Below are 25,761 nucleotides of genomic sequence, written 5' to 3' on the forward strand. Positions count from 1 at the left end.
AAACGTTTCCCTGCTACACGCGTTCTACCAACGACTCACCGCGGTCGCCTACACGTACGGGACGCTGTGACTCGGCAAACTTGCGCGCCTCCTCAAGCTTCTCGCGTTTGACGGCGTGTATGGTGAAGAGAACGTCGCCACGCGATACCTCCTCGTCGACGCCGGCTTCAAGGTAGATACCCGCGCTCTTGTCGTGCGGTGCTCCCGCGCGGCGCGCCACACCGCTGATGAGTTCGTTGTCGATATGTGTCACGTACCCCGAACGATCCGCCACGAAGCCGTGTGTCTTCCCTCCGGGAACGAGGTCGTCGCGCGTCACGTCCGGGTCGCCGTTCTGCGCCTCTACTATCTCACGGAACTTTTCGAGCGCCTCGCCCGATTCGAGTATACGCGACGGCGAACCGTCGACGCCGCAGATTTCGAGAAGTATCTCGGCGAGACGGACGCTCTTGACGCGTAGGTCTTGGGGTCCGTCGCCGTTCAGAACGCCGAGAACGTCGCGCGCCTCAAGCACGGGACCTATACCACGTCCTACCGGCGCGCCTCCGCGCGTAATCGTACATTCGGTACGTACGCCGAGATGGTCGGAGACGCGTTTGAAGTCCTCTGCGAGTTCGCGTGCGTCCGAGAGATCCTGTACCTTAGCCCCCTCGCCGTACGGTATGTCGAGGACGAGATGCGTCGAGCCTACGCTCTTCTTCTTCGAAAGCACCGATGCGATAACCTGTCCCTCAGGGTCGAGCGAAAGAGGGTTTTCGGCGCGTATGATGCGGTCGTCTACGGGCGAGAGTTCGACCGAACCGCCCCATATCATACAGCCGTTCGTCTCCTCGACTATCTCGGTTATACGTTCCTTCTCGAACTTAACGTCGCAGAAAACCTCGACGGTGTCGGCGGTGCCCGCTGGCGACGTGATAGCCCGCGACGATGTCTTGGGTATCTTAGCACCCGCGGCGGCGACGATAGGCACGACGAGGGGCGTGACGCGGTTACCTGCGACACCGCCTATCGAGTGCTTGTCCGCAACCACGCCCTCACCCCACTCCATCGTCTCGCCAACTTCCGTCATATGCTCCGTAAGCGACAGCGTCTCCGACATAGAGAGACCGTTGGCGTATATCGCCGATACGTAAGCGCCGAGTTCGATATCGTTGAGGGCGTTTCTGTCGATATCCCTGACGATTCTACGTATCTCGTCGTCTTCGAGCTCCTTATCCTCAAGCTTGTTCCGTATACAGCCCACGGAGCCTGAACGCGGCGCGAGTGAGACATCGACGTCGCCCGTGAGATGCTGGAGACGTTCCGTCGCGCCGAGAACGCCCTTGTCGACGAGCTTTTCTGTTACCTCGACGATACCCGTCTCCGTCCTCTTGTCCGACCGTATCACTATCCTGTCAAGCGGGTTCGCGCCGAGTTCGTCGGCGTCGTCACGGTGGAGGAGAACCGTCGGTGTCTCTGTACCTATGTCGACGGGTCTGACCTCAAACTTCATTCAGTGCCCCATTTTTCGAGCGCCGTTGCGAGCGCCTCGCTCTCCTCGGCGCGTTCTTCGACGGATACGCCTTCGCCGGCTGATTCCGCCGCCTCACGCATTGCACGTCCGCCTGCGCGCGTTCCGTCGGGATGTCCGTGGACGCCGCCGCCCGCCTGTACGACGGTTTCGGAGCCGAGGATGTCGACGACGTCGCCGACGACACCGGGATGTAGACCGCCCGACGCGACAGGTATGGTCGTCTTGATACCCCTATCCGAACGCAGAAAGTCGTATATCTCGACTACCTCGTCACGTCCGCCTTCCATCTTTCCGACGACAGCGCCCGCGTGAAGGTTGTCGACGCCGCAGAGACGCGCGAACTTTGCGACGGCGAGCATCGAAACGCCGTGGTATGGTAGACGTGTGAACGCGGCGTGCCCCGCGCGGTGACCGTGTATGCCCACGTCGTCGCCGACGTAGTCACGTATCTCGTGTAACGCCCCCCAACCCGCGGTGAGTATATCGACCATAACGTAGTCGCCTCCGTTTTGGAGGACAACGTCCGCGCGTTTCTTCATCTCGTCGCCGGAAGCCGTGATGTTGGGGAAGTACAGCTTTTGCTCGCCCGTCTCTTCCTCAGCCTCGCGTTTGGCTTCGAGCGTCGCCTCCACGCGGTCGTCGAAGCCGTTGAAGCTCATATCAGCGAGGTTTTCGTCGTCCTTGACAACGTCCAGACCACCTACCCAGCCCTCGTAAGCCACCTCGGCGTGTTCGTCGGGGCGTAGACCGAGCTTGGGCTTGACGATGGTACCCACGACCGGACGATCTTCCGCATCTACGCGTGACCTGATCGTCCCGATACCGAGCGCCGGACCCGCGAAGCTCTCGACGAGTTCCGACGGGAAGACAACGTCTTTGAGACGCAGGTTGACGACCTCGCTCAGACCGAAGATGTTGCCCGCCACCGAGCTAAGTATCTGTGGGATACTCCCCGGCTCGAAAAGCTCCGTCGGGTAGGCGATACGCGCCACGCCGTCGTTTCTGCCGTCGCCGGCGTCGGTATCCATCTCTACCACACGCGCCCCCATCTCACGTATACCGTCGCGCATCGTCGTCAGGCTGGGATCCCACGTCCCTATCGACGACTCGGCGGCGACCGCACCCGACGCCCAGTCGAACTCGACGCTGTCGACGTGTTTCAGGTAGAACTCGCAGACAAGTTCGTCCTCGTCAGGCGTGCCCCCGTCCTCGACGAACCCCGTGTACTCAAGACCTTCTGTCATGGACGACGGTACGCGCCCCCGCGTCATTACTCTTGATGACCAAGCTCGGCACCGCAGATGCCGCAGACCTGATCCCCTTCGTTGACCGAAGCGCCGCAGTCGTGGCACAGACCGCCGTTCTTGTTCCGCTTACGGAGCTTCTCGCGCTCAGGCTCCATACGCCAGTAAGCCGAGAAGCCGAGTGCGGACAGAATCGCACCGAGGGCACCGAGCGCGAGGAACACGCCGTCTCCGATCCCGTCGAGGAAGCCGGGTGTCGACGTACCGTCTGTCGGAACCGTCTCGTTGGCTCCCTCCACGGTCTTCGTCTCCGTATCGCCGTCCGAAGCCGAACCGCCTACGGTTATCTCCTGCGTCGCCGTGTCCGACAGACCTTCGTCGTCCGTCACGGTGACAGAAACCGTCCAGTCGCGGCTTTCCTCGAAAAGCTCCTCGTACGTCTCACCCGCACCCGAAAACGTCTCGGCTTCGGAGCTAAAACGCCATCCGTACGTCTCTATAGGTGCGCTACCCGCCGAACTCGACGACGCGTCAAAGCTGACTGTATCGCCGACCGACGGCGAAGACGGCGATACCTCGAAAGACGCCGTCGGGGGTATCTCCTCCTCGTCACCGAACGCACGCAGACCTTCCTCGCCCGCGACGTACGCTTTCGCGCCCGCGACGACGGGACCGTCGGTAAGCTCGACGTCTATACCCTCTATCTCGTCGTCACCGTCCTGTTCGACCTGCTCCTTACCGACGAGGTACTCGCCGACAGTCTCGCCGTTCGAGGAGTCGACGGCGTAAAGACGCGCCTCCTCGCCGTCGAGCGTGACGGCGTAAAGGCTTCCGTCCACGAGAACGGGGCTACCGATGAAACTACCCGTGAACTCCTCGTTCCAGTTCGTCCAGCCGCCGCTGTTTAGATCGAGTGAGTAGATAAATCCGGAGTTCGTGGCGACGTACATGCTACCTCCTCGTAACACGGGTCCCCCGACCACCTCGCCGCGGACGGTCTTCGACCATCTGTCAACACCGTTACGTAGACGTTGGGCGTAGACGGTCTCGCCGCCGACCGTGTAGACACGTGTCTCACCGATAACGAGTTCGGAGAGCCTACCGCCTGAGTAGCTACGCCATTCGCTCTCACCCGTAAAACGATCGAGCGCGAAGACGAGAGCGCCGTCGACGTAGATAACGCGCTCCTCCATCACCGCGGGCGCGGCTTCGACACCGACGCGCGCCGACCTCCTCCAGTTCTCGGCTCCGTCGGCGATGTCGAGCGAGTACAGGGCGTTCTCCCTCGTCGTACCTACGAAGACATCGACGCCGTCCACCATGGGCGATGTCGTCACCTCGCCACCCAGACCCACCGACCAGTCCTCCTCGCCCGTCCGTGCGTTGACCGCGAAGAACCTGCCTTCGCTCGTTCCCGCGTACACCCTACCGTCGGCGAAGGCGGGCGGTTCGCGCACCTCGCCCTGTGTCTCGTAGCTCCAGACCTCCTCGCCCGTTAGCGTATCGACCGCCTTGACGCCGTCATAGGTGCCGAGGTACGCCGTACCTCCTGAGACGACGGGCGCCGTAGCCCCTTCGGTGTCGAACCCCCATACCTCCTGCACCCCCGCGAGACCGCCGGGTAGACCCGCGCCGTCGGGGTTTGCGCGTCTCCGTTCCGCGTCGTACGGTAGCAGTGTCCAGCCCCCCGGCGCGTCGTTCTCCTCTTCGACCTGACCCCGGACGCGTCCCGACACTGCCGACAGTCCGCATCCGACGGCGACCCAGCCGAGGAAGGTACGTCTCTCCATCTCTTTCTTCGTACCATCTACTTTCCTCACCGTATATAACTTATGTCAATACGACGCGGACGGTGCTCAGGTATAAGAGGTAGGCGTCTGAAACACAGGTATGGAGAAGACACGTATACAGACACAGACGTTGGAGTTCGAGGCGTTACGCGCAGGCGACGGCGACCGTCTCGCCCTACTACTCCACGGGTTCCCCGACGACCCGCGTGGCTTCGAACCCGTGATGGAGAGGCTCGCAGACGCAGGATACACCGCCGTCGCACCGTACGAACGCGGATACGGCGCGACGGACACGCCGCCCCTTGAACCCTCGAACTACTCCGTCACGGCGCTCGGCGGCGACGTAATCGCTCTACTGAACACCCTTGACGCCGACGACCCTCTCGTCATCGGGCACGACTGGGGCGCTGTCGCACTCACGGCTGTCTGTAGGCTCGACCCGTCGCTCGTAGGCGAAGCCGTCGTCGCCGCAGTCCCGCCCGACTTTGTCGAAGCTCTCGATGACCATCCGTCTCAGGCGTTACGTAGCTGGTACATGACCTTCTTTCAGGTTCCGGGTCTCGCCGAGGAGTCACTACGCGCCAACGACTTCGCCCTAATCGAGCGCCTATGGTCGACTTGGTCACCCAACTGGGACTACGCCGAACGCGTCGAGGAGGTCAAGGAGACGTTCCGCGAGAGCGAAACCGTCGAGGCTTCGCTCCTCTACTACCGCTCCTTCTTCGACGAGATACTCCCGAAGCCCGTCGGCTCGATGCGTATACGCGGTATCGACGTACCGACGCTCCTCGTAGCGGGACGTGACGACGGATGCGTCACCGTCTCCGCTTTCGAGGACTCGACACGGTGCTACGACGCACACGCCGAACTCGAAACCGTCGGGGGCGCGGGACATTTCATGCATGCGGAGAAGCCCGATGTTTTCGCCGATCGTGTGCTTGAGTTCGTCGGTTAGATGCCGGCGCTCCCGTGGTTATCTCTGTGGTCGGAAGACGTGTGACCTTTGTCTGACAGGGATTTAATAACTGTCCGTCCCAGTTCGGCATGGGTATGTGGGGATTCGAACCCCAGTCCTTCCGGAACGGTGTACCGATGCGCGCCGCGCGGACTCGCGCCCCTTGAGGCTCCGTCCGGTCGTTCTGCCGGGCTGAACTACATACCCGTCTTCGTTCCGGTACTACCACTTTCCCCCACGAACATAATAATTATGCCATGACAGAGGAAGCGGTGCGCGAGCGTTTCGACGGATATATCGACAGTATGTACGGCTACGTGACCGACGAGGTACAGCCTCTCAACGCCGTAGGCTTTCCGACGTTCATAAGCAAGCCCACGAGAAAGGCGACACTGCCCGTCGCACGGCGCGAAACCGACGCCGTCGGACGTTCGTTCGAGCGCAAGTTCGGTATCGTCGTCGACTGCGCCGCGGGTGACGATGTGACCGAACGTACCGACGACTACCTCGAAGCCGATGTATTCTATGCAAACTTCCAAGGAGCGGAGGAGGATCGTGGACGTATGTCGGACGAACTCGTCGACCGCCTCCGTGAAATGTCGGAAGCCGTCGCGCCAATCGTCGACTCTGATGAGGAGAGGTTCTGGGACGCCGTTGTCGATGTCTACGACCGCGAAGGCGCGCACTCGGCTCTCGACGGATGCTTCGACTACGCCCGGACGGCGCACCGTTACGCCGACGATGTCGAACTAACGATTACGCTCGATATAGGACCGTTCGGCGCGACGGTCGACTACACCGACGAAGCCGTCCGTGTGCTCGATGTCTCGGAGGGAAGGCTACGCGAAAAGGTCAGAAAGGACGTTGACGCAGTCTACGACGCTAAGCAGGACGGATAACCTCGTATATCCCCCCGCCCGCGTGTTGGTGCTTCTCGACCATACCACGTTCCTCCAGAACCGCGAGGGCGTACACAGCCTCCTCCTCGGACAGGTACGTCTCCTCGGTTATCTCCTCCTGCGTGAAAGGTCCGCGTTTTTCGAGAACGACGAAGACCAGCTTGGCGTCACACGGGAGATCGCGCACCTGTTCCTCGAAAGCCGCCGAGTCCATGGTACGGCTTCGTACCCCTGCCTATTAAACGCGTCGTCGGTAGAAGTTTCCGTGGAAGCCGTGCGGTACGGGACGCTCAACGCGTCCGCGTGCGGTTTCCTCAAACGTCGACGCATCAAGGACGAGAAGGAAGGACGTCTCCTCGTTAGGGTCGAGGACGACCGAAACCACGACGCCGTCGTCCTCGTCGGTTCCGTCCGGGTCGGGGACGAAGACGGGTTCGCTCGGATAGGTCGAATCTTCCTCCCAGACGGACACCTCGCGTTCGCGCGTGTCTACCTTTACGAGCCGGTTGGGGAACCCACGCGTCGGGACGTTACGGTGCCCGACGCCGTACGCGTACCTGTACTCGCGTCCGTCCCTGTCGTTGCGGACGCGCGGAAGCTCGAAGGAACCCCCGTAGACCGTCCCGTCCTCCACCGTTCCGGTGTCGACGTTGACGCGGTACCGGCGTAGTTCGGCGGTAGGCATACGCAAAGGCGGGTCGTCACGTACGGAGCCGAGGTAGAGGTCGTTTACGACCGACGCGTCGTCGTAAGCCGCGAGATCGAGGACAACATCGTCGCCGTCGTCGTAGGCGTTGACATGGTGGAAGGCGAAGAACGGTGACGTCTCAGGGGAGGCGACGACCTCACCCGTCGATCGGTCGACGAACGTGAACCGCGTGCCACGGTCGGGCTTCCAGTCGTACGACTCCGCAACCGTGTCGTTCCCGAAACGTATCTTCAGCGGGCTGACGACGAACGGGAACTCAACGAGTACGACGTACAGCCGTGTGAGCGCGAAGCTGTGCATGTACGCGGGTTCATCGCGCCCTATCTCGGCGATAACCTCGCGTCCGTCGCCGTTCTTGACGTAGACCCGGTACCCGGTTCTGCGTCCGAAACGCGTGACGTAGCTCACGCGCTCACCCGTTTCGGGGTCGGTGTGCGGGTGCGGTGTCGTTATCTGTCCGAGGTCGTCGAGTTCGTCCGGAACGTCGAGCGTTTCGAGCGTCTCGGGGTCGAACTCCACGGGCATCGTCGTCTCGGTTACCGCACGGAAGGTTTCGTCGTCCTTTACGACGTTCACGCCCGCGTTGTCCGTCGGTTCGGGCGCGGCGAAGTACGAGAAGAAACGCCCGAAGACGCCTGCGCAGGGATCCGTGGCGAACTCGTTGCGTCGTAGTTCGCCCTCGCGCATCCCCTCGTACGCGTCGGTACGTAGGAAACGCGATGTGTACCGCACCTCATCCTCCGCGCCGTCGAAGCCGAACCTGTGGAGCATCGCCATACCGTCGAACCAGTGGTTGACGCTCGCGCCGTCGTTCTCGTACATCCCTGGACCGTTACGTAGTAGCACCCCGGTCAGCCAGTCGGGGAGCGTACCGTGTAGATCGACCGACTCCTCCTTGACCTCGTCGGACTCGTCGAGCGACTCGAAGCCGAGACGGTAGTCCATGCGACGGTTACGCTCCCGCGCCGCAAAAGCCTTAGCCGGTCGGACGTAGACGCGCGTAGTAGTTTCCGTCGGAATCCCAGACGGTTCCGTCGAGCGACGAGTCGTCGACGAGCGCCTCGAACGACGCCCGATCGTGTATATGGTAGTACCTGTCGCGTTCCTCCTCGCCGCGTTTCCATGGGACGTGGTGATCGCCCCCCGCGGCGCGTATCTCGTCACGCACGCCGTCGAACTTGGGATGTTCGATAGCCCAGACGGAGACGAGCGCATCGCCGTCGTCGCCGAGGACGCGCGCCACCTCGTCGAGCGCCGACAGACGTCCGGCTCGCGTCGGCAGGTGGTGTAGGACGGCGACGCAGAGGGCGAGGTCGGCGCAAGAGGAACGGAAAGGAAGAGCCGAGAGGTCGCCGCGTACGACGGGCGGTTCGGCGAGCGCGACCATCGAGCGCGAGAAGTCGATGCCGACCGCCGTGTCGAAACGTTCGCGTAGGAGTGGAAGGTGTCGTCCGTTACCGCATCCGAGGTCGAGAGCGACCCCGCCCTCGCGTCCATCAACGAACTCGGCGACGTCGTCCCAAGGTTGGTTACGTGTCTCGTCGAAAGAAGACGCGATCGCGTCGAACGTCTCACGTAGACGTGCCTTCTCGTCGCTCCCGCCGTCCTCGTCGCCGGTCAAAGCCGCACCCCGCCGCGTTCGAATCCCTCTGCGATACGCCGTTCGTTTACGGAGAGAACCGTAGGACGACCGTGCGGACACGAAAACGGCTGTTCACACTCACCGAGCGCACGTACGAGATCCGTCGCCTCGTCGCGTCCGAGTTCGTCGCCAGCCTTTAGCGAAGGATGGCACGCAACGTCCTTCAGAACCTCGTCACGCAGATCCACCTCCTCGCCCGCTACGAAACGGTCGAGTACGTCGTGTACGAGTTGGGTGTCGCCGACGCGTCCCATCGGTGCGGGAACGCCACGGACGCGGTACAGACCGCCGCCGAATCCCTCGATACGGAAGCCGTTTGCGCTCAGAGCGTCGCGGCGCTCCTCGACAACAGCCACCTCGTCGGGCGAAAGATCGACGGTGACCGCCTCGTCGAGTTCGGCGGACGGCACGCTTCCGTTAAACTCGTCGCGTAGCTCCTCGTAGTTGACGCGTTCGTGCGCCGCATGCTGGTCAACGACGAGAAGATCGTCGTCCGACTCGCAGAGGAGGTACAGGTCACGGAACTGACCTATGACCTCGGCGTCGGCGAAGGCGGAGTCCTCGGACGTGTCGACATCGACGGGGGCGTCCAACTCCATCTCACCCCTGCGCGTCAGATCCTCGTTCGTAACCGCGTCGCGGACACCGGATAAGACGACACGGCGCACCGCGTCCTCGTCCACGAAACGTACCTTCTTCTTCGCGGGATGTACGTTGACATCGACGCGTTCGGGTGGTACGTCTACGGAGACGACGGCGACGGGGTAACGATCCTCCGGAAGAAGGGTTCCGTAGCCGTCGACGGTCGCACCCCGCACCGTCTCGTCGTCGACGGCGCGTCCGTTCACCGCCGTGTAGACGTGGTGCGTCGCCGACCGCGTCACAGAAGGCTGTACGAGAGCACCCTCGACCGAGATACGTCCATCTTCGTGAGAGAAACGCGTCGCGCGACTCGCCACGTCGCGCCCGTAGACGGCGTACAGCGCATCGACGGGGTCGCCCGAACCCGGCGTTGACAGAACCTCGGTGTCGCCGTGTTCGACCGTGAACGCAACATCAGGACGCGCCAGACCGTAACGCGTCATGAGACGTGAGACACGCCGGAACTCGCGTCCGGGCGACGAAAGAGTCTCACGTCTCGCGGGTGTAGACTCGAAAAGCCGTGTTACCTCAACGGTCGTGCCGCGCCCGCGTCCCGTCTCCTCGACGCGCTCGCCGTCGATACCCGCGCCCGTCACGACGCGCGTTGCACCGACGCCGTCGTCCTTCGTAACCATCTCGACGCGCGCGACACGCCCTATGCTCGGTAGCGCCTCGCCACGGAAGCCGAGACTGTCGACCTTCGAAACGTCGTCGGCGTCCGAAATCTTGCTCGTAGCGTGCCTTTCGAACGCGCATACGGCGTCGTCGGCGTTCATTCCGCGCCCGTCGTCGGCGACGCGGACGAGATCGATACCGCCGTTCTCAACCTCGACATCCACCGAACCCGCACCCGCGTCAAGCGAGTTCTCGACGAGCTCCTTGACGACGCTCGCGGGGTTCTCGACGACCTCGCCCGCCGCGATTAGCTCGACCGTTTCGTCGTCGAGTTTACGTATCATCGACACTCTTGCTAAGCCTGTTGAGTATGTTTAACGCCTCCATCGGTGTCGTGTTTGCGGTATCGATACGCGCGATTTCGTCGACGACACGCTCCGTTCCGTCCTCGTTACACGTCCCGCCCCCTCCGTCCTTGCGTTCGCCGTTCATCGCCCCGTTTACGTCTACGGCGGTGTCGAGACGCGTCTGTTGTAGACCGTCTTCCGTCTCTTTACCGTCCGCGTGACCTTCGTCGACGACCGCATCCGCTCGGTCGACCACCTCGTCGGGTACGCCCGCCATACGCGCAACCTCGATACCGTACGAAGCCGTAGCCGCCCCTTCGACAACCTCGTGTAGAAAGACCATGTCGCCGTCACGGCGGTCGGCGGCGAAATGCAGGTTACGTACGCCGTCGAGTTCGTCGGCGGTCTCTGTAAGTTCGTGGTAGTGCGTGGCGAACATCGTCTTAGCGCCTACCTCGTCGTGTATGAACTCCGTCACCGCGCGTGCGATGGACAGACCGTCGGCGGTGCTCGTTCCGCGTCCCACCTCGTCGAGGAGTACGAGCGACCGCCGTGTCGCATTGTGCAGAATCTCGGCGAGTTCGACCATCTCTACCATGAACGTCGAACGCCCGCCTGCGATGTCGTCGCTCGCACCGACACGTGTAAAGACACGGTCGACGGGTTCGAGATGAGCGTCGTCGGCGGGGACGAAGCTACCCACCTGCGCGAGGACGCTGACGAGCGCAACCGAACGCATGTACGTCGACTTGCCCGACATGTTGGGTCCCGTCACGACCGCGAACCCGGCTTCCTCGAACGAGGCGTCGTTAGGTACGTACTCGTCGACCGACCGTTCTACGACGGGATGGCGCGCACCCTCGACGACGTGTCCGTCACCGAACTCGGGACGCGTGTACCCGTTTTCGGCGGCGACACCCGCGAGCGACCCAAGGGCGTCGAGCGCCGCCACCGTCTCCGCAACCTTCTGCATACGTTCCGCATCCTCGGCGACATCGTCACGGACGTTCTTGAAAAGGCTGTATTCGAGCTTGTCGGCGCGCTCCTCCGCACCCAGTATCTCGTCCTCGCGCTCCTTGAGTTCGGGCGTGTAGAAACGTTCGGAGTTCTTGAGCGTCTGCCGCCGTGTGTAGTCGTCGGGCACGTCGTCGAGGTTCGGGTTGGTGACCTCGATGTAGTAGCCGTGTACCTTGTTGAATCCGACCTTGAGCGATTCGATCCCCGTCCGTTCGCGTTCGCGTTTTTCGAGCGACGCCACCCATTCGCGCCCCTCGTTTTCGACACGACGCAGTTCGTCGAGTTCGTCGTCGAAACCCTCGCGTACCACGCCGCCCTCGGTGATCTCGATAGGCGGATCGTCACGTACCGCGCGCCCTATGAGACCGCGTACCTCCTCCATCGTGTCGAGATCCCCGTGCAAGGAACCGAGTAGCTCGGAGTCGACATCGTCCAGCGCCTCCTTTACACGTGGCACGACGTCGAGCGTGTTCTTGAGCGCGAGAAGGTCGCGTGCGTTGGCACGTCCCCGCGATACGCGCGTCACGAGACGCTCTATATCGTAGACATCGCGCAGGAGTTCGCGCACCTCTTCGCGGACGAGTGTCCGACGGTTTAGCTCCTCGACGGCGTCGAGACGCTCCTCTATACCGTCCACCTCCAGAAGCGGATGACGTAGCCACGAGCGTAACTTACGGCTTCCGAGCGCGCACGATGTCTCATCGAGTACGTCGAAGACGGTATCCCCGTCACGTCTCCCCTCGAACAGTTCGAGGCTTTCGAGCGCCACGGTGTCCAGAAGCATATGTTCGCGCGGATCGTACCGTCTCAGACGGTTGACGTAGTCAAGACGGTCGTCGTCGCGGTTCTCGTCCTCGCCTTCCTCGCCGCGCGTGTACTCGGCGTATGCGAGAAGTGTACCGCACGCGCGTACCTCGGCGTCGTTTTCGAGCAGAGCGTCGGGGTTACGGAAGTACGCCTCAACGACTTCGCTCGGTTCGTCGGGCGCGAACGCGTCGTAAGGCGTCACCATACAGTCGTCGTCGAAAACACCGCTGTCCACGGCGACAGCCTCCGACGGCGCGAAACGGTCTATCTCGTCCTGAACCCCTTCGTCGCCACACGTAGTTGCGACGAGTTCGCCCGTCGAGACATCCATGAAAGCGACGCCGTAACCGCTGTCGCCCTCCACGACGCAGGCGACGTAGTTGTTGTCGTCGTCGAGGAGTTCGTCCTCTACCACCGTACCGGGGGTGACGACACGTGTCACGGCGCGCCGAACCACGCCCGTCGTCTCGTCGGGATCCTGTACCTGATCCGCGACAGCGACCCTGTAGCCTTCGTCCAAAAGCGTCTCGACGTACGACTCCGCGGAGTCGACGGGTATACCAGCCATCGGGTACTCGCCCGACGAGTCCTCGCGCTGTGTCAGGGTTATATCGAGCCTGCGTGATACGTCGCGCGCCGCCTCGCAGAAGGTTTCGTAGAAGTCACCGACCTGAAAAAGTACGACGCAGTCGTCGTACTCGTCGCATAGCTCGAAGTACTGCTCCATCATCGGCGTGAGTTCGTCCCGCCTTTCCTCCATCTTCGCGGGTGCGCCCGTCGCGGATATATTGCTCACAACCGTGCGTCGGTTTCCGTGGTAAAAAGCTTTCAGATGGCTTACACCGTGAGACGTCGCGCTTCGGCGACCGCGAAGGCTACCACGACGCCCGCTGTGTTCGCCAAGACGTCCGCTACGGTTGCCGTCCTGTACGTGATGAACGCCTGTCCTGCTTCGACCACAGCGCCGAGAACCACGACACCGACGGCGACGACGAGCCAACGGTCACGATCGAATGCGTAGAAGCCGACGACTGCGAGGGCGGCGTACGTACCCGCGTGCCATACGCCGTTGTATACGGCGTGCGTCTTTTGAAGGCTCCCCGGTGCCGTCCCCGTCGGTACGAATGAAGCCACGGCTACCGCGACGGCACACCCGACGAAGACGTACACCCCTCTGTCCATGTCCTCTCTCGGTGACGCACGCACGTATTTCCCACGTCTTCCGACGGCTTTATGCGCCGCGTAGACCAAATCAGAGTATGAAACACGTCGAGGAAACAGCACCTCAGGTTGCGGACGCTATACGCGGCGAAACCCACCGCGAGGAGAACGGTCTGGAGATGATAGCCTCGGAGAACTTCGCCTCGCGTGCCGTCATGGAGGCGCAGGGGAGCGTCATGACCAACAAGTACGCCGAGGGCTACCCCGGCGAACGTTACTACGGCGGTTGCAAGTTCATGGATGAGGTTGAGGAACTCGCCCATGAACGCGCCCTCGACATATTCGGCGCGGAACACGTAAACGTACAGCCACATTCGGGGACACAGGCGAACATGGCGGTCTACCTGTCGGTTCTCGACCCCGGTGACCGTATACTCGGTATGGATCTCACTCACGGCGGTCATCTTTCCCACGGACATCCCGCGAACTTCTCAGGAAAGCTGTACGACGTCGAACACTACCTCGTCGACGAAGAGACGGGGCGTATCGACTACGACGGACTCGCCGAACAGGCGCACAGGTTCGACCCCGATATCATAGTCACGGGGGCGAGCGCGTACCCGCGCGAGATAGAGTTCGACCGTCTCGGAGAGATCGCTGACGAGGTCGATGCGTACCATCTCGCAGACATCGCACATATCGCTGGTCTGGTCGCCGCGGGCGAACACGTCTCTCCTGTTCCCCACGCCGACTTCGTGACCACCACGACGCATAAGACGTTACGCGGACCACGCGGCGGTATGATACTGTGCGACGACGAACACGCGAGCGATGTCGACTCCGCCGTCTTCCCCGGTACGCAGGGCGGACCTCTTATGCATGTCGTCGCCGCAAAGGCTGTATGCTTCGCCGAGGCGCAGACCGACGAGTTCGACGAGTACCAGTCGAGTATCGTCGAGAACTCGCGCGCACTCGCACGGACGCTCGAGGACGAGGGCTGGACGCTCGTGGGAGACGGTACGGACAACCATCTCGTTCTCGTCGATCTCCGTGACGAATCTATAACGGGTAAGGAAGCCGAGGAGGCGCTCGAAGATGTCGGTATAACCGTCAACAAGAACACGGTTCCGGGCGAGGAGGAGTCGCCGACGGTGACCTCGGGCGTCCGTATAGGCACCCCGGCGCTAACGACGCGTGGCATGGGTACGGAGGAGATAGAACGCGTCGCGCGTCTTATCTCGCGCGTCCTGTCGAACACCGACGACGAGGAACTCAAGAGCGGTGTCGCGGACGAGGTTAGGACTCTCTGCGACGAGTTCCCTCTCTACCCTGACCTTCCTTAGCCCCTTGAACTTAATACGGTTCGTCCCGCATTCTCACCGGGATGTCGTTCAGGAGCATACTCCGCGGTGACTCTTCGGTAGACCTCGACGACATCGCGCGTATCCTACGCGACGAACGCGGCTTCGACGAGGTCGATCTAACGCCCGTTGACGGCGAGAACTGGCTCTCTGTCCCACTCGTCGTTAACGACGAGTTCTTCGTCAAGGTTCTCACACCGCAGAACACGTGGACGCACTCGCTGTTCACCACCGTCCGTAACCTAGGCGTCCGTGTCTCCGGAAACGGACCTTTCTTCGAGTCGTTCGACTCCCCGGCTGAGATGGCGCGCCACGAGTTCGAATCGACGCGCCGTATGCGCGAAGTCGGCGTGCGCGCTCCTGAACCCGTCGACGTTATCGAAGGCGACGGTGAGGCGCTCCTACTGTTCGAGTACCTCGACGGCTTTGAGACGCTTTCGGAGGTCAGCCTCGACGAAACGACCGTGCGCGAGGTCTTCCGTATGCTCCGTCTCCTCCATAGAAACCGTCTCGCGCACGGTGACCTCTCACTCGAAAACGTCCTCGTTGTCGACGGGGATATATACTTCATAGACTCGACAAGCGTCGTCGACAACGGACACGACGACGCGGTGGCTTACGACCTCGCGTGCGCCCTCGGCGCTCTATCGTCACGTATACCGCCGTCGGAGGTCGTCTCGGTTGCGTCGGAGTTCTTCGACGCCGACGACCTGAGGCACGCACTCGACTTCGTCGCCGTCGTCCGTTTACGCCCCGGTATCGAGGAGTCTTTCAGCCTTCTCGAACTACGCCGCGCCGTTGCCCAAGCGACCTCCGAGGGCTAACGTACCTCGCCCCCCATCCCTTCGAGCGTCTCCGCGACAGCCTCTACCGCTCCGTCAACCTCGCCGTCTTCGAGCAGTTCAAGACGTACGGTATAGCTCGTCCAGCCGTCCGGAACCGCTTTCCCGTCGTAGACATCGATAACTTCTGAGCCGAGCACGTCGTCGTGCGACGATGCCGTTACGTCTTCGAGAACATCCTCGTCGAGGGTCGCGGGAAACGCGGCGCTAACGTCGCGTTCCTGCCGCGAGAGGCTTTCCTCCTTCCACTCGCGCGCCTCGTCACGGCTCAGAAGCTCGACGTTTTCGGTCTTTAGCTCCACCGTCTCTCCGTCTTCGTCGAGGGAGACCTTCCGTCCGCGTACGTCGCGCACCACGCCGACGTGGACGTTTCCCGAGTAGACGTGGCGCAGGACGCGTTCCTCGCCGACGCTCGCGTGTAGCTCCTCGTACCCACGGACGTTCGCCTCTATGAGCTTGTCCGAACGTCTTAACGCGCTCTTCGTATCGCCGTAACCGCGCGCCGCGTCGAGCATCCGATCCACGAAGCCGTCTATGTCGTCCTCCTCGACGGATGCGCGTAACTCTTCCGCCGACCGTATCAGCGCGTCGTGAACCTCGCCGACGGGCTGGTTGCTCTGTATCTCGGCGTACAGTTCGGGGTTCTGGTCGAGCACGCGCCCGACGAAGTCGAGCACGATCTCGTACACGGGCGACATGAAACGACGTGACTCTTCGACTTCGAAATCAAGACGTTCGAGAGCGCCGCCTATCGAGATGAGCGAGAAATGCGTAAGCCCCTGAACGACGCTCATCATCTCGTCGTGTTCGCGCGCCGTCGCCTCCTGAACGTTCGCGCCCGCGTCGCGGAACGTCTCAACCACACGTTCGGAGACAGAGCCGTTCCTCTCACGTACGAGTATGACCGTCTGCCCGCGCATCGAACGCACCGAAGGTCCGAACATCGGATGCGTGCCGAGTATCTCGACCCCGTCGGGCGCTTGGCGCATCGCCTCGACGGGTTCACGTTTGACGCTCGTAACGTCCATAAGCAAGCCGTCGTCCATGTACGTCACCACGTCCTCTATGACATCCGCTGTCGCTTCGATCGGTACGGCGACCACGACGACGTCGTACTCGCCCGCACGTTCCACAGGCACGCTTTCGTCGGCGTCGGGGTCGGAGACGTCCACCGACCATCCGCGTTCGCGGAAGAAGCCCACGAACCAGTCCCCCATAGCGCCCGCGCCCCCGACGACGAGTATATCCATACCCGTCGTTACGTGTCGTCCGATAAAACCTTACCGTCGTGCGTTAACGATCCGGTAGTAATATGCGGTTATGAGACGTTTCTCCGTCCATGACTGATACGAACGTCGCCCTCACCGTCGCAGGCTCCGACTCCGGCGGCGGAGCGGGGATACAGGCGGATCTCAAGACGATGGAGGCTTTCGGCGTCTTCGGAACCTCCGCCGTCACGAGCCTCACGGCGCAGAACTCGACGGGCGTCCGTGGCGTACACGACACACCGTCTGAGTTCGTCGCGGAGCAGATAGACGCCGTCGTCGAGGACTTCAACGTTACCGCCGCAAAGACGGGTATGCTGAGCAACGCGGAGACGGCGCGTGTCGTCGCAGAGAAGATAGACGAACACGACCTAACCACCGTCGTCGACCCTGTTATGATCGCTCAGAGCGGCGACCGTCTCCTGTCGGAGGAAGCCGAGGAGGTGGTGCGCGATGAACTCCTACCCCGCGCAAGCCTCGTCACGCCCAACGCGCCTGAGGCGGAGACTCTGACCGGTGTAGGAATCGACTCGTCCGAAGGTATGCGCGAGGCGGCGCGCGAACTCGTCGACGCGGGCGCGGAAGCCGCCGTCGTAACGGGAGGACATATAGAGGGCGACGAGGTCGTCGACGTACTCGCCGACGCCGAAACGACGGAACGGTACACGAAGCCGCGTGTCGAGGGCGGTGCAACACACGGAACCGGATGCGCTTTCTCGTCCGCCGTTGCCGCGGAACTCGCAAACGGGGCGTCACTGCGCGAATCCGTCGCGCGCGCCGAGGGATTCCTCTACCGTGCCGTCCGTTACGGTCTGGAGGTCGGCGAGGGTGCCGACACAGTCCACCATCTCGTCGGGACACGTAACGACGCGGCGCGCCTCGAAGCCGTAGAAGCCGTCCGTGTGACGGTGGAGCGTTTCGGTGAGATCGAGGGCTTCCCCGCACTTCTTCCTGAGGTCGGAACCAACGTCGGCGTCGCCACGCCGTACGCCGTCGAACACGACGAGATCGCCGCGGTCGAGGGACGCCTCCGACGTACCGACGTCGGCTTCGTAGCGTCGTGCGTCCGTCTCGGTGCGTCGGGACACGTCGCGCGTTACCTCCTCGGTCTGCGCGACCATCTCGACGACGAACCCGGTGCCGTGTGCAACCTGCGTAACAACGCCGAGGTGCGCGAGGCGCTCGGAACGACGGGTATGAACGTCTTACGTATAGACCGCGCCGATCAGCCCGACGAGACGCGTGAGGGCGAAGGCGGAACCATGGGCTGGTCAGCCAGAACCGTGGCTTCGCGCGACGGCTTCCCGGATGCCGTCGTCGACGCGGGTGCCGTCGGAAAGGAGCCTATGGTACGTATCGCCGCACGCGACGCCGACGAACTCGTAGAACGCGTCGAGTCTATCGCCGAAGCCCTCGACGGATGACAGATGTCTGACGTAGGCTTATGAAACTGTAGAAGACAGTGCCGTTATGCGCAGACCTTCGAGAGTAGCGACCTTTATAGACAAAGGAGGGACGGGGAAGACGACGGTCGCCGCACATCTCGGTGTCGCGCTCGCGGAGGCGGGCGAGGATGTCCTACTCGTCGACCTTGCGGGGAAGCAGGGCGACCTGAGCAAGCATTTCGGTCTCTGGGACGATGTGGAGGAGAGCATAGAGTCCGACGACGACTGGCCCAACATATCGACCGTATTTCAGGACGAATGGGACATAATCGTCGAGAAGTTGGGCGAGGATGCCGTCGACGACCTGATACATGGAACCGACGAGGATATCGACGTCATACCCGCGCATCCGGGTCTTGACTCGCTCGACGCCGAACTCGGCAACATCGACTCGCCGTCGGATCGTTATTCGCGTCTCGACGACTTCCTGACCGAGTACGTCGACCCTCTCGGCTACGATGTTGTCCTCGTCGACCTACCCGGGATTACAAACAACGTCACCTACAACGGTCTCTGGGCGGCGCGTAACGCCGTCGTCCCCGTTGAGGCGGGCGTCTTCGAGGCGAGTCAGCTTGAGGCGCTCGAACAGGATCTGGAGAAGATGGACGACAGCTTCGGCGTAACCGTCGACCTATCGATGGTCGTCCCCAACAAGATAGACCGACGTACGAAGCTCTCGAAGGAGTATCTGAAGGAGTTCCGCGACGCCTACCCCGACGTTCTCGGACGCCCTATACCCGTTTCACAGGAGATACGTAACGCCGCGAACGACGGACATACCGTCTTCGATGTAGACGAGCCTTCGAAGACCGGCGAACGCGCCTGCCGTCGTTTCGCCGAGAACGCCGAGGAGTTACGCGTACGTATCTCCGACGACGAACCGGTGCGACGTACGGAGGCGGTATCGGATGACTGACGAGCTTGAGGAACTCAGGGAGAAGACATCCCGCGACGACAGGCTGAGCGAAACCGAAGAAGAAGACGAGGACGAGGAACCCGTCGCGTACACCCCCGTAGAGGACGTCGTCCTGCGCGAAAACGCCGACCAAGGCGTCAAGACACTCCGCGAACAGACGGAGCGGGGTGAGCGCGTCGAAGGCGACGACGAACCCGGTGAGGTCGTTCTTTCGCCTTACGACGAGCTTTTCGACGAGGACGCCGAGACGGTCGACGACCCTTACTGCGGAAACTGCGACCACGTCACGTTCAGGAAGCACAACGGCGAACCGGGTCCACACTGCTCGCTTCACGACCTCAAGACGCGTTTAGAGTCGAGCATGGTATGTGAGGAGTACGAGCCACAGACGGGCGGCGGCGGGTAACTCATCGCTGTTCCGTCATTCTTATTCGTCCCTCCCGCGTACCCGCTCTCATGCAGGTAGAGCACTCGGGAACCGTCTTCTCCTTCGACTCCGAGGGCGTCGACATAGTACACGAGGGGCGTGAGTTCAGAATGCGCGCCGAGGTTATAGCACGCGCCGCCGACAAGGAGTACCTCGACGTTACCGACCACGAGGTGGCGCGTATGGTGAAGAAGGATATCGAACTCGACTCGCCGTCCAAACGTATAGGCGACTGTCTCTGATGTTCCGCGTCACGTTCCTCGGAACCGGCGGTTCGATACCCCAGACGAACCGTGCGCCCAGCGCCGTCGCGGTTGAGCGCGAGGGCGATCTGATGCTTTTCGACTGCGGCGAGGGAACACAGCGCCAGATGATGAGGTGCGGCACGGGTTTCACAGTCGACGATATCTTCATAACCCACAAACACGGCGACCATCTCCTCGGTCTACCGGGTCTGACACAGACATGGACGTTCCAAGGGCGTGACGAACCCGTACGTATCTACTGCCCCGAATCCGTCGCCGATCATGTCCGCGGCTGTGTCGCTCTCGCAGGGCACCGTCCGGCGTACGACGTCGATGTCAAGCCCGTCGGTGACGGCACTGTCGTCCGCAGGGACGGCTACGATGTCGTCGCTTTCGAAACCGACCACGGACGCGTCGACTCGGTCGGATACGCCGTCGTCGAGGACGAACGCAAGGGACGTTTCGACCGCGAACGCGCAGAGGAACTCGGCGTCCCTCCGGGACCCATGTTCTCGACACTACACAACGGCGAGGCGGTTGAACTCGAAGACGGGACGGTCGTCGAACCCGAACAGGTCGTCGGCGAACCACGCCCCGGCAGGAAGTTCGTCTACACGGGCGACACACGTCCGACCGACCGCACCGTCGAGATGGCACGCGACGCATCGTTGCTCGTCCACGACGGTATGTTCGGTGACGACAAGAAGGATCGCGCCGTCGAGACGGGACATTCGACCGCACGCGAGGCGGCGGGGGTGGCGCGCGAGGCGGACGCCGAACTCCTCGCACTGACCCACGTGAGTTCACGTTACTCCGACGACGTTTCGCCCCTCAAGGCGGCGTCGCTTGACGAGTTCGCGGACTCTTTCGTCGCCTCCGACGGCGACGAGGTCGTTGTCGAGTACCCGGAGAAGGAGAGGGGGACGCGGCGCGTCTAAGCTGTTGCGTCTCCGGGAGCGAACGCCGACGCGTATACGAGGACAGAAAACTAAACCACCGAACTTTCCTGCGTCCTGTAAGATATCTGACACCTCTGAGAGCAAAAAACATTCGTGGTTAGGGGCTGAGCTTTAACCGGTATGGACAGCCTGCTGACCGTACACCGACGTTACGGCTATCTGGCGGCTATCACCTCTGGGAACAGAGACAAGAGTGCCGTGGCGGAATACCTCGGCAAGTCCTCCTCAACGGTACGTAAGCATCTCGGCGAACTCGCTGATCTCGGCGTTGTCGAAGAGACCGACGACGGATACACGCTCACGAAGTACGGCGAAGTCGTACGCGCGAACCTGAAGGACGCTGAGCTTGCTTACGAAGCTGAGGAGATAATCGAAGCCCTTGATGCGCCGGCGGAGGTTCTCTCCCAAGGAAGGTACGTGCCCTCGCGTAAACACGTACCGAACAGCACTATCGGGGAGATCGGTGAACATGTCAAGAACGCGGACACGGTGCGCGGTCTCGTACCCGTTCTCTTCCCGCCGTACCTCGGTACCTACCACGGACAGGTGCTCGACGGCTTGGACGCCGAGTTCGTTATGGAGCGTGAAGTCCTCGAACACATACGTGACGAACACGGAGATCTGATGGACGAGGCATCCCAGAACGGAACACGGTTCTTCGTCACGGATAGTAATCTGTCCCACGGGCTGGCTCTGCTAGACGAACACCGTGTCGGCGTTCTGGTTTACGACGACGACGGGCATGTGCTGGGGCGCGCGTCGTTCGCGTCGCGGAGCGCGCGCGAGCATTTTGAAGCGATGTACGAGGGGTGCAAGGAAAACGCTGAGCGGTTCGAACCGTAGTTTCCGCGCCAAAGTTTTGGCGTACAAACCGTTCTCGCCAAAGTTTTGGCGAAACCGGGGGTGTTTCGCCACGTCCATGGCTATATAATCCTGGGGTTAAGTTAGAGAAGATATGGTTGAGAAAGACCAACAAGGAGATAGCGTAGACAGAAGAACGGTACTTAAATCTGCGGGCGTTGCGGCTAGTGCGGTTACCGGTATGAGCGGAGTTGAAGTAGTGAGAGCAGACAACGATGATTTTTATCTTGGTGAGACCACGCTGATAGAGACGGCTGTTGAACACAGAGGTGTAGATGAATATCGATATCCTGTGGGAGTAAACTGCCACGTAAGCCACGGTCACGTTATTGATAAGAAAAATAACAGGGTCACGCTTACAACTACTGGAACAGACGTGTTTGATGGGCGGGAAACAATTATGTCTTCTCCTGGAGGATACGAGAATACCCCGCGTGCTCGGCTGCTTGACTCAGAACCACGGAACGGTGTTGTTGTTGAGTCATACTGGTCAGGCACAGTAAAAAAGAGTCTGAAAACCGACCAGAAGGAAACTCCTGTAACACCTGAAGTCTCTGTAGAGGGAAGTAGAGCAACACTAAACACCGAACAGCACACTCTATCTGTTGGACCTGACGAAGAAAAAACCGTAGAATTAGGTACCCGTAGAGTCATGGCTAGAGCCAGAGGCGATTCAACCAGAACGATCGATGATCCATTCTCTGACGAAGGTACGATGAAAGTGATGGTCCCAGGAGACGTAGAGGAAATTAAAATAGAGACTGTAATAAAGATGAGGAACCATGGTAGACTCTCCGTGTACGGTTCTTCTGACGCCAAGATATTTCCTATGGAATCAGACAATCCGTATGCAAAGAACCGGGTTAGTTCCATACTGAATGTAGACCCTAATAAAGCACAGACTGCGTCCTCTGGTAATACGGAGTCTAAGACAGGTGATTTATTAGTTGTTGCTGGAGGTGATAATGAATGAGCAACTACATAGCCATCCTTGGAACTCAGGCATTCCATGACCAGTGGAGTTCTTCTGACAGTAAGTTGGTGGATATAAGAGAATGGTGCGAAGACGTGTGGGCAAACGAAATAAGTCCCAACGGTAATTACGGGGCGAGCTTCGCGGACTGGTCTGAGGGAGCAATTGCTGTTCCTGATAGTGCGTTTGAGGATGACAACATAGATGATTTGTCTATCAGGCGAGATAATGCTAATGACTGGTTAAGAGACTACTGGCAGTATTATGACAATTATGTTGCTATAATAGTCATTGATGATTGGGGGCAGGATGATGATAAACTGGGTATTGCACTCAATAGTCAAGCAGGATCCTGTTGTAACAGAGCAGCTATCGTTGATGCGCGCGCAGACCGTAATGGGAATTTGCCATCCAATCTAGAAAATGTGGGTTCTGAAGGAATCGCGGCTCACGAACTTGTGCACCTGTATGGTGCACAACACACAGATGGGTCTACTCAGGACGGAGGATGGTTCAACCCTGATGAGGCAAGTATAATAGCTGTGCCTTCGGATCCGATTGGATGTGCAGATAATGGGAGTTTAGACGAAATAATAAGTTGGTATAGTGATTGTACGGTTAACGAGGTGCAAGATCATATAGACAGTGAAGATAGCATAGAACCACTATAGATGAAACGAAGAAAGTTCATCTCGGCGTCGGCGGTCTTTCTCGCCACGGGCTGTCTCGGGAACGACGAGAACCATGAACTGAGGGAGAGTGAGTTTGAACCTATAGATCTGGTACTGGATAACCCGGATAGGGAAAACACGACCGTGTCGGTTGAAATAACACAGGACGGTAGGACAGTATACTCTGATGAGTTAGAGGCTACGCGGGACGATAGCACGAGGGTGGAAAGCGTCATAGAAGAAGAGGGGGAGTATGTGGTGCGCGCCGAACTGAACGGGATGAGCGAAACCGAAAACCTCCGTATTTCGAGTACGACTGCGGCAATTTACATACTCCCCGGTAACGAAACGATTGAAGTTACAGTTGGAGTAGAGTAAACGGCGGCTAAACAGAAATGATATCCAACTCACGGTTTCCGGAGTCTATACCCTACCTTCTTCTAACCCTCGGCGTTCTTTTTGGTCTATCGCCGCTTCTGAACCTCGGCGGAGTTAGCTTACTACCTCTATCCCCGTCCTACGTCACAGCGGGAGCCTTCGGTTGGCTCTACGTCCGAGGTATGGTCAGGCGAAACTCGTACGTGCTGGCGGTTCCGGCGGTGACATTTCTCATCCTCACAGGCATGTGGCTGTACTTTGAGCTTTCCAGCCCCTACTGTCTGAGCGCGGAAGGCGTCGTGTCGTACGGCAGTATATCCCTCTTCTTCGTCCTTGGACAGACGGCGAAGAAGAAGGAGTGGGTCTACTTCGGTGCGTCGGGACTTGCTTACCTCGTATGTACGTATACCGTAGCTTCCGGTCTTCCCGGCGCGGGCTGGGGTGGAGTTAACCCTGTCTCGCTTGGTCTTACGCTCGTTCCTGTCCTTGTTCCGGGTATACCTATCGCTGTAGCAACCTATCTTCTACTGCGCGGCGATCCGAGCAGGAAAGACCGCGTCTACCTCGGCACCGCGGTACTGGCTTACGCTGTCTGGGTAGTGGTCGGATCCGGTACTGTCCAGCTTGTACTTGACCCCCGGCCGGTGTTCCATCTACTTGTTCTCGTCCTTAGCTTAGGAATACCGCGCGCCGTGGTGCCCCGTCTTCTACCCGACGACGCATCGAAGAGGGAGGAGCGGGCTTACCTCGGTGCCGCCGTGGTGGCTTACGCCCTCTGGATCCCTCTGTTTACCGTTGGCGTACTACCGCTGTTATACTCATGGACAGGTGCTGTTGTACTCGCACTCACGCTCGGCGCGGGGATACCGCTCGGTGTAGTGGGGTACCTCGTACCGAACAACGGACGCCGACAACAAACAGTCAGGGAACCGGGACATGGAAACTAACCTTCGTATCACGGATCTCCTCCCGTATCTACTCATAGCCCTCGGCGTGCTACTCTACCTGTCGCCTTTAGCACCGTTGCCGCTGGACAAGACCGAGGACTTCCTCGTTCTCACAGCACCGCACTACGTGGTGGCAGGTCTTCTCACGCTGTTCGCCGCACGCGGTAGAGGCGACGTGCGTCTGCACATGGTAGCGGCTCCCGTAGTAGCCTTCGCCGCTTCGGCTGGTATGCTTCTGCTGAGTATGTTGCTCATACCTGAACCGCCCGCCGGTTTCGGTACTCCGCCGTACTGGCCGGAGGTCTTGGAAATCATCGCGTACTCGGTCGTCTCTCTAATCTTTTCGCTTGGGATAGCTATACGCGCACGGAAAGTAGGGTACGTAGGCATGATACTGTTGGTGTACGTGGGTGCCGTCCAGTTTGTCGCGGTACGTGTTCTTAACGGTGAGGGTGGTGCCAGTTTGGGGGAAGTCGCCGGTCTTTTTATAGCGACCGTGGTGCCTTTCGTCGCCGGTCTTCCGCTCGGAGTCGTCGGATATCTCCGGTACGGTAAATATGAACGAGCCAGCACGTCGAATACCGAAACATGAACCTCGACTCTCGTATCTCAGCTATTCTCCCGTACCCGCTCCTGCTTATAGGAATCCTGCTCTACGTATCCCCGTTCGTACCTGTTCTGAACCACTACGATGCTTCCTACGATCTGGTATTCGTGGCTCCCTCTTACGTCACAGCGGGAGCCTTCGGTTGGCTGTATATGCGAGGGAAGATAGAGAAAGACTCATACGTGCTGGCGGTTCCGGCGGTGACCTTTCTCCTTCTCACAGGTATGTGGCTGTACTTCGACTTCCCCGGACCGTACGCGGTAACCGCGCGTTTCGTCTTCGGGTTCGGCTCTCTCTCCTTCCTGTACGTTACAGGACACGTAGCGGGGGTCGGAGACCGGATTTACGCCGCCGCCTCCGTGGTGGCTTACGCAGTCTGCCTTTCTGTGGTGGTCGTACTTCCCCCGTTCGACCCATGGATGTTTCTTTCGCTGTTTCTCGTATCCGTGGTCACGCTAGTTTCGGGGGTTCCGCTTGCGTTGGTAGGCTACGTCCTATCCGGCGTATCAACAGGTTCCTGATG

The 25,761-nt window shown here is 60.5% G+C and carries 26 protein-coding genes and 1 tRNA gene; 16 read left to right on the plus strand and 11 right to left on the minus strand.

Going from position 1 to position 25,761, the window contains the following annotated elements; genetic code table 11:
* Positions 1-13: 13 nt before the first annotated feature.
* Genes EGH25_RS02860 through EGH25_RS02870 form a run of 3 tightly spaced genes read right to left on the minus strand, consistent with a single transcriptional unit; the run spans position 14 to position 4,577 of the window.
* Positions 14-1,492: an AMP phosphorylase gene (locus tag EGH25_RS02860; protein WP_266086051.1), complete on the minus strand. Its 1,479-nt coding sequence runs from the start codon at positions 1,490-1,492 to the stop codon at positions 14-16.
* On the minus strand, positions 1,489-2,757 hold the full coding sequence (rbcL, locus tag EGH25_RS02865; protein ID WP_266086053.1) for a type III ribulose-bisphosphate carboxylase: 1,269 nt from the start codon (positions 2,755-2,757) through the stop codon (positions 1,489-1,491). The genes EGH25_RS02860 and rbcL overlap by 4 nt, the downstream gene beginning before the upstream one ends.
* Positions 2,758-2,783: 26 nt before the next feature.
* On the minus strand, positions 2,784-4,577 hold the full coding sequence (locus EGH25_RS02870) for an outer membrane protein assembly factor BamB family protein (protein ID WP_266086055.1): 1,794 nt from the start codon (positions 4,575-4,577) through the stop codon (positions 2,784-2,786).
* 70 nt (positions 4,578-4,647) lie between these two features.
* Between EGH25_RS02870 and EGH25_RS02875 the strand changes: the two genes are divergently transcribed.
* Positions 4,648-5,502 carry an alpha/beta fold hydrolase gene (locus EGH25_RS02875; RefSeq protein WP_266086057.1) on the plus strand — a complete coding sequence of 285 codons (855 nt, stop codon included), beginning with the start codon at positions 4,648-4,650 and terminating at the stop codon, positions 5,500-5,502.
* Positions 5,503-5,592: 90 nt separating this feature from the next.
* Here the strand turns inward: EGH25_RS02875 and EGH25_RS02880 are convergent.
* A tRNA-OTHER gene (locus tag EGH25_RS02880) sits at positions 5,593-5,709 on the minus strand.
* A gap of 50 nt (positions 5,710-5,759) precedes the next feature.
* On the opposite strand from EGH25_RS02880, the gene EGH25_RS02885 reads away from it, so the two are divergent.
* Entirely contained in the window at positions 5,760-6,401 is a 642-nt protein-coding gene (locus tag EGH25_RS02885) for a hypothetical protein (protein ID WP_266086058.1), read from the plus strand.
* On the opposite strand, the gene EGH25_RS02890 is transcribed toward EGH25_RS02885, so the two are convergent.
* From EGH25_RS02890 to EGH25_RS02915, 6 genes are all read right to left on the minus strand, one after another.
* Positions 6,385-6,615, minus strand: coding sequence for a MarR family transcriptional regulator (locus EGH25_RS02890; RefSeq protein ID WP_266086060.1), 231 nt, complete (start codon positions 6,613-6,615; stop codon positions 6,385-6,387). The genes EGH25_RS02885 and EGH25_RS02890 overlap by 17 nt on opposite strands.
* 24 nt (positions 6,616-6,639) lie before the next feature.
* Positions 6,640-8,055, minus strand: coding sequence for a carotenoid oxygenase family protein (locus tag EGH25_RS02895; protein ID WP_266086061.1), 1,416 nt, complete (start codon positions 8,053-8,055; stop codon positions 6,640-6,642).
* A 31-nt stretch (positions 8,056-8,086) separates the two neighbouring features.
* Entirely contained in the window at positions 8,087-8,731 is a 645-nt protein-coding gene (locus EGH25_RS02900) for a class I SAM-dependent methyltransferase (RefSeq protein ID WP_266086062.1), read from the minus strand.
* Positions 8,728-10,353: a DNA mismatch repair endonuclease MutL gene (mutL, locus tag EGH25_RS02905; RefSeq protein WP_266086063.1), complete on the minus strand. Its 1,626-nt coding sequence runs from the start codon at positions 10,351-10,353 to the stop codon at positions 8,728-8,730. Before mutL ends, EGH25_RS02900 begins: the two co-directional genes overlap by 4 nt.
* Complete coding sequence (gene mutS, locus EGH25_RS02910) at positions 10,343-12,940, minus strand: DNA mismatch repair protein MutS (protein WP_266086195.1); 2,598 nt, start codon at positions 12,938-12,940, stop codon at positions 10,343-10,345. Before mutS ends, mutL begins: the two co-directional genes overlap by 11 nt.
* A 77-nt stretch (positions 12,941-13,017) precedes the next feature.
* On the minus strand, positions 13,018-13,362 hold the full coding sequence (locus EGH25_RS02915; protein WP_266086064.1) for a VanZ family protein: 345 nt from the start codon (positions 13,360-13,362) through the stop codon (positions 13,018-13,020).
* A gap of 77 nt (positions 13,363-13,439) precedes the next feature.
* Here EGH25_RS02915 and EGH25_RS02920 point away from each other — a divergent pair, with 77 nt between their 5' ends.
* Both EGH25_RS02920 and EGH25_RS02925 read left to right on the plus strand, forming a co-directional pair.
* Positions 13,440-14,684: a serine hydroxymethyltransferase gene (locus tag EGH25_RS02920; RefSeq protein ID WP_266086065.1), complete on the plus strand. Its 1,245-nt coding sequence runs from the start codon at positions 13,440-13,442 to the stop codon at positions 14,682-14,684.
* Positions 14,685-14,725: 41 nt separating this feature from the next.
* On the plus strand, positions 14,726-15,526 hold the full coding sequence (locus tag EGH25_RS02925) for an RIO1 family regulatory kinase/ATPase domain-containing protein (protein WP_266086066.1): 801 nt from the start codon (positions 14,726-14,728) through the stop codon (positions 15,524-15,526).
* On the opposite strand, the gene EGH25_RS02930 is transcribed toward EGH25_RS02925, so the two are convergent.
* Positions 15,523-16,794 carry a prephenate dehydrogenase/arogenate dehydrogenase family protein gene (locus tag EGH25_RS02930; protein WP_266086068.1) on the minus strand — a complete coding sequence of 424 codons (1,272 nt, stop codon included), beginning with the start codon at positions 16,792-16,794 and terminating at the stop codon, positions 15,523-15,525. The two genes, EGH25_RS02925 and EGH25_RS02930, sit on opposite strands and share 4 nt — an antisense overlap.
* Positions 16,795-16,883: 89 nt before the next feature.
* On the opposite strand from EGH25_RS02930, the gene thiD reads away from it, so the two are divergent.
* The 12 genes from thiD (at position 16,884) to EGH25_RS02990 (ending at position 25,759) form a co-directional block, all read left to right on the plus strand.
* Positions 16,884-18,233 (plus strand): bifunctional hydroxymethylpyrimidine kinase/phosphomethylpyrimidine kinase, encoded by a 1,350-nt coding sequence (thiD, locus tag EGH25_RS02935; protein ID WP_266086069.1) that lies wholly within the window; start codon positions 16,884-16,886, stop codon positions 18,231-18,233.
* 46 nt (positions 18,234-18,279) lie between these two features.
* Positions 18,280-19,170, plus strand: coding sequence for a ParA family protein (locus EGH25_RS02940; RefSeq protein ID WP_266086070.1), 891 nt, complete (start codon positions 18,280-18,282; stop codon positions 19,168-19,170).
* Complete coding sequence (locus tag EGH25_RS02945) at positions 19,163-19,576, plus strand: cell division protein CdpA domain-containing protein (protein WP_266086072.1); 414 nt, start codon at positions 19,163-19,165, stop codon at positions 19,574-19,576. The genes EGH25_RS02940 and EGH25_RS02945 overlap by 8 nt, the downstream gene beginning before the upstream one ends.
* 50 nt (positions 19,577-19,626) lie before the next feature.
* A complete protein-coding gene (locus tag EGH25_RS02950; RefSeq protein WP_266086074.1) occupies positions 19,627-19,839 on the plus strand; it encodes a DUF5800 family protein in 213 nt (70 codons plus the stop codon).
* The gene (rnz, locus tag EGH25_RS02955) at positions 19,836-20,780 is read left to right on the plus strand and encodes a ribonuclease Z (protein ID WP_266086196.1); all 945 of its coding nucleotides are present in this window, start codon (positions 19,836-19,838) and stop codon (positions 20,778-20,780) included. Before EGH25_RS02950 ends, rnz begins: the two co-directional genes overlap by 4 nt.
* A 141-nt stretch (positions 20,781-20,921) precedes the next feature.
* Positions 20,922-21,644, plus strand: a complete 723-nt coding sequence (locus EGH25_RS02960) for a helix-turn-helix transcriptional regulator (RefSeq protein WP_266086076.1) — start codon at positions 20,922-20,924, stop codon at positions 21,642-21,644.
* Between the two features lie 112 nt (positions 21,645-21,756).
* Positions 21,757-22,635: a hypothetical protein gene (locus EGH25_RS02965; RefSeq protein WP_266086078.1), complete on the plus strand. Its 879-nt coding sequence runs from the start codon at positions 21,757-21,759 to the stop codon at positions 22,633-22,635.
* Complete coding sequence (locus tag EGH25_RS02970; RefSeq protein ID WP_266086079.1) at positions 22,632-23,306, plus strand: hypothetical protein; 675 nt, start codon at positions 22,632-22,634, stop codon at positions 23,304-23,306. The genes EGH25_RS02965 and EGH25_RS02970 overlap by 4 nt, the downstream gene beginning before the upstream one ends.
* Positions 23,307-23,684 (plus strand): hypothetical protein, encoded by a 378-nt coding sequence (locus EGH25_RS02975; RefSeq protein WP_266086080.1) that lies wholly within the window; start codon positions 23,307-23,309, stop codon positions 23,682-23,684.
* Between the two features lie 182 nt (positions 23,685-23,866).
* Positions 23,867-24,631: a hypothetical protein gene (locus EGH25_RS02980; RefSeq protein WP_266086081.1), complete on the plus strand. Its 765-nt coding sequence runs from the start codon at positions 23,867-23,869 to the stop codon at positions 24,629-24,631.
* Positions 24,621-25,223 (plus strand): hypothetical protein, encoded by a 603-nt coding sequence (locus tag EGH25_RS02985; RefSeq protein WP_266086082.1) that lies wholly within the window; start codon positions 24,621-24,623, stop codon positions 25,221-25,223. Before EGH25_RS02980 ends, EGH25_RS02985 begins: the two co-directional genes overlap by 11 nt.
* Positions 25,220-25,759 (plus strand): hypothetical protein, encoded by a 540-nt coding sequence (locus EGH25_RS02990; RefSeq protein ID WP_266086084.1) that lies wholly within the window; start codon positions 25,220-25,222, stop codon positions 25,757-25,759. The genes EGH25_RS02985 and EGH25_RS02990 overlap by 4 nt, the downstream gene beginning before the upstream one ends.
* The last annotated feature ends 2 nt before the right edge of the window (positions 25,760-25,761 follow it).

The sequence above is a fragment of the Halorutilus salinus genome (assembly GCF_026242195.1).
Classification (GTDB): Archaea; Halobacteriota; Halobacteria; order Halobacteriales; family Halorutilaceae; genus Halorutilus; species Halorutilus salinus.